This is a genomic window from Winogradskyella sp. UBA3174 (assembly GCF_002364335.1).
Taxonomy (GTDB): domain Bacteria; phylum Bacteroidota; class Bacteroidia; order Flavobacteriales; family Flavobacteriaceae; genus Winogradskyella.
Genome location: NZ_DEXW01000084.1, coordinates 1 through 6,257, shown reverse-complemented (window position 1 = coordinate 6,257; position 6,257 = coordinate 1). Strand labels below are relative to the sequence as shown.

At 30.7% G+C, this 6,257-nt stretch carries 7 protein-coding genes; all 7 read left to right on the top strand.

What is annotated here, in order from left to right; all coding sequences use genetic code 11:
- The first annotated feature begins 109 nt into the window (after window positions 1–109).
- The 7 genes from B2U95_RS15830 to B2U95_RS15800 all read left to right on the top strand — a co-directional run bounded on the left by B2U95_RS15830 (window position 110) and on the right by B2U95_RS15800 (window position 6,230).
- On the top strand, window positions 110–613 hold the full coding sequence (locus B2U95_RS15830) for a YybH family protein (protein WP_296317875.1): 504 nt from the start codon (window positions 110–112) through the stop codon (window positions 611–613).
- Between the two features lie 254 nt (window positions 614–867).
- Window positions 868–1,662 carry a hypothetical protein gene (locus B2U95_RS15825; RefSeq protein WP_296317873.1) on the top strand — a complete coding sequence of 265 codons (795 nt, stop codon included), beginning with the start codon at window positions 868–870 and terminating at the stop codon, window positions 1,660–1,662.
- A 9-nt stretch (window positions 1,663–1,671) separates the two neighbouring features.
- Window positions 1,672–2,094 (top strand): hypothetical protein, encoded by a 423-nt coding sequence (locus B2U95_RS15820; protein WP_296317870.1) that lies wholly within the window; start codon window positions 1,672–1,674, stop codon window positions 2,092–2,094.
- 832 nt (window positions 2,095–2,926) lie between these two features.
- Window positions 2,927–4,090 (top strand): hypothetical protein, encoded by a 1,164-nt coding sequence (locus tag B2U95_RS15815; RefSeq protein ID WP_296317868.1) that lies wholly within the window; start codon window positions 2,927–2,929, stop codon window positions 4,088–4,090.
- A 13-nt stretch (window positions 4,091–4,103) separates the two neighbouring features.
- The gene (locus B2U95_RS15810) at window positions 4,104–4,619 is read left to right on the top strand and encodes a DUF6705 family protein (RefSeq protein WP_296317866.1); all 516 of its coding nucleotides are present in this window, start codon (window positions 4,104–4,106) and stop codon (window positions 4,617–4,619) included.
- 167 nt (window positions 4,620–4,786) lie between these two features.
- Window positions 4,787–5,482, top strand: coding sequence for a hypothetical protein (locus B2U95_RS15805; protein WP_296317864.1), 696 nt, complete (start codon window positions 4,787–4,789; stop codon window positions 5,480–5,482).
- Window positions 5,475–6,230 (top strand): hypothetical protein, encoded by a 756-nt coding sequence (locus B2U95_RS15800; RefSeq protein ID WP_296317862.1) that lies wholly within the window; start codon window positions 5,475–5,477, stop codon window positions 6,228–6,230. The genes B2U95_RS15805 and B2U95_RS15800 overlap by 8 nt, the downstream gene beginning before the upstream one ends.
- Window positions 6,231–6,257 lie beyond the last annotated feature (27 nt).

Sequence of the window (6,257 nt, the reverse complement as noted above, 5' to 3'; positions counted from 1 at the left end):
AACCATACACATCACGTTGTGCGTCATACGCTAAAATGACAAATTAACTGAAAAAAAATGGGATAGCCGAAAACCAACGAGAGTAGGCAATTATAATAACCTAATCAAAATGAAAACTACATCTAAAATTTTTACACTTATTATCACAGTTGTTTTAGCAACCACATTGGGCTGTAAACAAGAAAATAAAAAACCTGAAAAAGAAGAAATTTCCAAATCTGCCACTATAGAAGAACTCGGACAAATGAACCGAGATTTTGCAAAAGCATTAACAGCAAAAGATGCTGTGGCTGCTGCCATTGTTTATGACGAGAATGCTTCTATACTTCCGCCAAATGAACCTATTGTTACTGGACGCGCCAACATTCAAGCATATTGGCAAGGAGCTATTGATGCCGGAATTATTGATGCAACCGTGAAAACGATTGATGCTAAAAGTGTAGGTAATTCAGGATACGAAATTGGAACGTTTACAATGCGGTTTCACGGAGCGAAAAATGATACAATAGTTGAAGTTGGGAAATATACAGAAATACTTGAACTAAATAAGGAAGGAAAGTGGATGGCTATTTATGGTATGTGGAGTAGTAACGAACCAATGCCAACCGAATAAAAGTACGAACGCACAACACCGTATAAAAATAATTGCGGTTTAGTGCTTAAACAGTGGTAATTGCGTGTTTGCTACAAATAATTTTCCTTCGGGAAACCCTCGCATACAAACCCGCAAATATTCTTACACATAAACGTTAGCTGCAAGGCGAAAAACTAGCCACACAAATAAATTACTCATTTGATTTTTGCCGAGACACAAGCAAATGAATAAAAGTCGAATAGAGTACAGATGATTTAAAAAGAAAAGTAAAAATGTACAGTAAATTTAAAATAAATAAAAGTTCTTTAGAAAATATAAGTTTCAATATATATGATAAAACTATGGGAGATTCTATTTCTACTAAATATAAAAAAGAAGTTGATTTAGTTTTAAAAGATAAATTTGAAGATAATAAACACATCAATGGTTCAAAAATACAAGAAGAATGGTTTCCTAAAGTAAAATCTGACATCTTTCTTTCACACTCTCACAAAGATATAGATAAAGCTAAGCAATTTGCTGGTTGGGCAAAAAACAAATTCAATTTAGATGTTTTTATTGATTATAACATTTGGGGCAACATAAACAATCTATTAAAAAAAATAGATAATGCATATTGTTATGATAAAATAAAAAAAACATATTCTTATGAAAAAAGAAATTTTACAACAAGTCACGTTCATATGATGTTGATAAATGCATTATCTGATATGATTGATAGAACAGAGTGTTTAATGTTTTTTGAAACCCCAAATTCTATTGATTTAAAGAAAATGACTCATACAGAAACAACTGAATCTCCTTGGATTTATAATGAGTTGTTCTTATCTAAAATAATACAAAAAAAACAAAGACGACAACAAACCAACTTAATTAAAGCACAAGAATCTGTTAGAATGTACAGTCATTTGAATGAAAGCTTTAATCCTTCATACGAGACTGATACTTCGCATTTAATTAATCTATCAAAAGAAGACTTACAAAACTGGCTTTCTATCTATGAAGGTGTAAATAAAAAAGAATCACACTCTTTAGATGTGCTTTATAAAATTAAAAACATTAAATAATTAAACGCAATGAAAGAATCACAACACAGAGAATTTGTACAAGCTGTAATTACACGAATGGGTGTAAATTCATTTCAGATTAAAAGCTTAACAGTTACATTTGTAGCTGCTTTTTTAGGTATTTATGCTTCAAATTCAAAAGTTTTATTTATTATTACACCAGTACCTATTGTGCTTCTGTTTTGGTTTTTAGATGCGTATTATCTTCAATTAGAAAGAAAGTTTAGAGGCATATATAATGATATTTGCGATATTACTGCTCAAGCAGAAAAAAAGACAACTAAAGTTTTTTTAATGAACCCTACTTTATATAAAGGTGGTTCTTTTAGTTATTGGAATGTTTTTAAATCGATTACAATTTTTCCTTTATATTTTTTTATTATTATTTGTCTTTTAGGGTTATATTTTTATTTAAGATGTAGTTGTAATTAAAAGCTAGTGGACAAAAAGGAGCAAGTGCTTTTCATAGTCTGAATTGAATTGCAAATTAATTGCACAATTGACAAACTGAATAACAAACGCATAAAGCCTTACACATTTGTAAACGTTATCAGCAGAACCAAAAGAAAGCCCAGACAGCTAACACCGTATATAATTTATTGCTGGCTTTTTGCCTACTTACGAAAATCCTCGCGGACTTTCTTGGTCGGTAATTATTTACTAAATTAGTTGCTTGAAACACGCAACAAACCATATACAAAAACGTTGTGGTTAATTTGACCAAACCAAGAATAAGTTTAACTAATCGAAAGACATCGTTTACTCATTAGTGATTTGAAAATAAATTAACTAAGCATAAATTTAAATTATTAACTTTAAAACCAACGGTATGAAACAAAACAAAATCAGAATTCTTTACAGAAGAATTATTCCTTTCATTCTTGCATTACTAATCTATGACTGTAACAAAGATGACGTATCTTTACCAGTAGAAATAAAATAGGAAACAAAAGTAAAAAAAGTAAGCCTTAACGAGTTTAGTTCTAAAATCAGTAAAAACAAATATTACGACACGCTTAAAAGTTATTTCGATATCAATAATAACTCTGATTCTATTGAGCTTAAAAAATTAAATTCAGATTCGAGTATACTAATTCTAACCGACGAAATTACTTTAGTCCAAGAAGATAGTGCTGATTTTTAAACTTTTAAGATTTATACAGATACTCAAGGAGATGAATTTTATAATCTAATAGTACAAGTAGATGACCAAGGGGAAATTACAAAATCAGATTTTTTAGAGTACCACCCTTCCATAGAATGGTTGGCAGACACAAGCCAACCTTTTACAGGTCATGTAAAATTGATTGATAATGATTTCTTAGCAATTGATGATCTTTTTTCAAAAACATCTGGTCTCTGTGTTACGGGAAGTTCTGGAGAGTGGGAATGTAATTATCGTGAAAATCACTCACCACAAGATAAGGAAGATTATCCTAATCTTTTACTATGTACTTCTTGGACCTATTGGGTATCTCTAGAGTATGGTCCTTGCCCTGAGACTATAGATGCAGGTGATTCTACTGGTGGCGGTACTTCTATTGGAGATGGAGATACTGGTGGTGGTGGAACTGGAAGTGGTGGTGCTTCCACAGTCCCAACAAAACCTTGTGATGGCGGCACAAACAATATAGAAGGAAAGAATAATATTGAAGATGATAATGGGGATTGCTTAGAAGATTTGGGAAAAAGGAAAGAATGCAAAAAAATAACAGATTTTATTAATGCTTCAGAAAACCAAGCTTTTAAAAATAAACTTACTGAACTATCTGGACAACCTAACTTAAATTTAGACAAGGAAAAATCTGTAAGTTCTTTTGAAAATGAAACTGCTTTAGACGAAAGAATTGGAACAGCTGATAATCCTAGTGTAGCTATACAAAGTAATCCCACAAACAAGTACAAAGCTTTTGTCCATACACATCCAAATATTGGAGACGGAACATTATCTGTTTTTTCACCAACTGATTTAACCGAAATTGCACGTATCATTAATAATGGTAAAATTACAAATGGTTTTGTTGCATTTTTGACTACAAAAAAAGGAACACAATATGCGTTGACCATTAACAATCCTACGAAATTCGTTGATTTGTTTTACTCTCAATTATTTGATAATGTATCTGACGTAATGGGTGACCCTGTTCAAGCCTTACAAAATAAAGATAGATTCTATGCGTCTCAAGAAGCTTACCAGCCTTTATTTAAAGAATATTTTGACCCTAAAAATCCCAATGTTAAGATTAAAAACACAGATACTGAACCCGAAGATGTACTCAAAGAATTTTTAAATTTTATGGATGAGGCTGATGCAGGTTTCACCCTTTTCGATGCTTCTAGCACACAGTTTGGAGAATCATCTTTTACTTCATTTAGAAAAATACGATTAAAAAACGGAGAAATAGAACGCGACTATACTTGTAACTAAAAAAATAAACATTATGAAAAATTCAATATACACATTACTGATTTTACTCTTATTATCTTGTAAATCACAACAGATAATAGCGCAAAACCCAAATCATACACCTTTTATTGGTACTTGGGAGTATCAAGAAAATAATCAAATTTTTAGAATTACTATTTATGAAGACGGAAATGACTTAAAAGGTGATTATTGGCTGATAGACATAAATAATGGTGTAGAGACTATCTTATATGAGTCAGACTATTACGAACCAGGCACAGATTTTCATTGGAGACATGCAATATTTGGTGGCTCAAATGATGGTAATTTAATGTATGCTCAAATTGATGACAATAGTATAAATTACGAAAATGGGCCTACTGAACGTAAATTTAAAAAAGGAAGTCTAGGTTTTACATTACTGCCTCAGACGTGCTCAACCTGCCCAATAATGGCAGAATGGAAAGTAGAGCCTTTGATTGGATTAAGGTCTGACACAGAACCAGATAATTACAATATTCCGATTGATATAGTTATGATTAAAGTGTAATAAAAAACTAACCACAACAATGTATATAAAAAATAGCAGCTAAGAACTTAACTCATTGTTTTGTTCTTTTCTGCTATCTTTATTACTAATTTGAAAATTAATAGCATTTTTGAATGCTACTTCTCATATACGGAGACGTTGTAGGTAATTAAAACCAATCTTTACGAATGAATGAAAAATTAATAATTATACTGATTGTACTGCTTTACTTTTCGCCAGTATTTTATCAATTATATTTATTATTAAAAGAACGAAAAGAGGAGAATAAAAAACTGCTAAAAAGATTATTACGCTTTACGAAATACAGTTTTTTAATTCTAATTTTAACTTCAATTTCGTTTGGAGTTTTGAGTCATACAAACTACTTGAATTACGAAAAACCTATGACTTTTGACAACTACGACCAAATCACATTTGAGAATTTTAGGGGATTAGAATTTTTCAAAAAGTCACTTTATGGTAACGAACGATTTGCTTATGTTGTTACTTCAATAGATAGTGATATTGATGATAATTCTGTAACTGTACAATCATTATTCTATCCTTCTCGCTCTTTCGTTTATAAAAAAAATACGAATAGTACAGAACTCTTAACCCACGAAAAGTATCACATCAAAATTACAGAATTGTTTGCTCGAAAAGCAAAACAAGAGATATCTGATTTAAAAGCTTTCGATGAAAACAAAATCGAGGGAATAATAAAAGATGTAAAAACAAAAGAAAGAGCATTTCAAAAAGAGTATGATTACAATACTTTTCACAGCTATGTATTTAGTGAACAAAAAAGATACGAGAAAGAAGTTGATAGTTTATTAACTTCGCTAAACCAATACGAAAACCCAAAAATTATAATTGATGACTAAAATTAAATATATTCTTGTAGCGTTAGTTTTCCTAACATTAACTAATTGTAAAACAGAGAAAAATGAATACCCATTAGATAAAAGATATTGGGATACAACAGACTATAAAGATGTAATCCTTAATTTGAGATTTGGTTATGAAGACGATGAAAAGAAACCAACTTTTGATAACCCAAAACAAAGAATAATCGTTGAAAAATTAACGGACGAACAAAATTTTAAAGTAGTCCTTAAAGACAATGAATTAGGTGTAAAACATCGGAATGCAGTTGCAACCGAATTCTTTGAGCGTTGGAAGGATATGCATCAAATTTACCAAGCAACTGACCGAAAGGATATGTATGTTTATGACATAGAAATGTTGGCTGTTTGGCAATATGGTTTGAGTTTGCAACTTGACTATTTTAAATTAGGAAATGACGAAATAAATGAAAGTGCAGACGACCCAAACTCTTCAAGAGTCAAGAATGTTATTAACTCAAACATTAGCACTTTAATTGGCAATTATATTATTTATTTGGATGAGATAAACGAAGAAAAAGCATTTTCTGAAAAAGGAAAAACTAAACTTGCTGACGGAATAGATAAGTACTTTAAACAACTGATTGAACTTTATCCTGACGCAAATTATAGCGGAATGAAAAAGAAAGCGGAATTGATGCTTAAAAAGAGTGAGTCTGACAAAATTAAATCATCTCTGACAAAGTTAATTGAGTTAATCGATTCGAAGAAAAAAACAGAAGAATAACTACCTACAACACGGTGTATAATTAAT

What these genes read in the sequence shown, in the direction of transcription:
- B2U95_RS15820 (WP_296317870.1), top strand. Translation starts at nt 1,672, where the DNA reads ATGAAAGAATCACAACACAGAGAATTTGTACAAGCTGTAATTACACGA.
- B2U95_RS15825 (WP_296317873.1), top strand. Translation starts at nt 868, where the DNA reads ATGTACAGTAAATTTAAAATAAATAAAAGTTCTTTAGAAAATATAAGT.
- B2U95_RS15805 (WP_296317864.1), top strand. Translation starts at nt 4,787, where the DNA reads ATGAATGAAAAATTAATAATTATACTGATTGTACTGCTTTACTTTTCG.
- B2U95_RS15830 (WP_296317875.1), top strand. Translation starts at nt 110, where the DNA reads ATGAAAACTACATCTAAAATTTTTACACTTATTATCACAGTTGTTTTA.
- B2U95_RS15800 (WP_296317862.1), top strand. Translation starts at nt 5,475, where the DNA reads ATGACTAAAATTAAATATATTCTTGTAGCGTTAGTTTTCCTAACATTA.
- B2U95_RS15810 (WP_296317866.1), top strand. Translation starts at nt 4,104, where the DNA reads ATGAAAAATTCAATATACACATTACTGATTTTACTCTTATTATCTTGT.